This is a genomic window from Pseudoalteromonas sp. CO342X, from assembly GCF_004208915.1.
GTDB classification, from domain to species: domain Bacteria; phylum Pseudomonadota; class Gammaproteobacteria; order Enterobacterales; family Alteromonadaceae; genus Pseudoalteromonas; species Pseudoalteromonas maricaloris.
The window spans coordinates 1-443 of sequence record NZ_SGPH01000077.1 but is presented as its reverse complement, the minus strand read 5'-3'; the positions used below and the strand labels follow the sequence as shown (position 1 = coordinate 443).

The window sequence follows — 443 nt, the reverse complement described above, 5'->3', positions numbered from 1 at the left end:
CTTAATGACACGCAACCATCTGTTGTTACTAGCGCCAATAACGCCCAAAACGTGCTCTGCTCTCGCGGCCAAAACCTGTTGATGTTTGATGACACCCCAAATACCCCGCATATTGTGTTGCAAACCTTAGCGGGCAACCAGCACTTGGTGTTACATGGGGATAAAAAGCAGCCTTACATTCACTGGCTTGCGCAACTAGGCGCAATGAATATTTTTGCAGCCAAAGACATACAACTTGGCAGTGTTAAAAGCGCAATCCGACTACTTACCAATAAAACCTTTATTGCCAGCGCCAAACAACAACTGGCACTGGAGAGTAAAAAGTCGGTGATTGCCGATGCAACAACCAACCTAGACGTCACCGCCAATCAAATTGACGTCAGCGCCAAACAAGATTTGACCCTTAAGGCGGGTCGCAGCCATCGCAGTGTTATCCAAAGTGA

General features: G+C 47.4%; 1 protein-coding gene. It reads left to right on the top strand.

Annotation, left to right across the window (positions count from 1 at the left end; all coding sequences use genetic code 11):
• Window positions 1–443: hypothetical protein (locus EXT47_RS23935; protein WP_165383845.1), on the top strand; the 443-nt coding region annotated here is incomplete at both ends.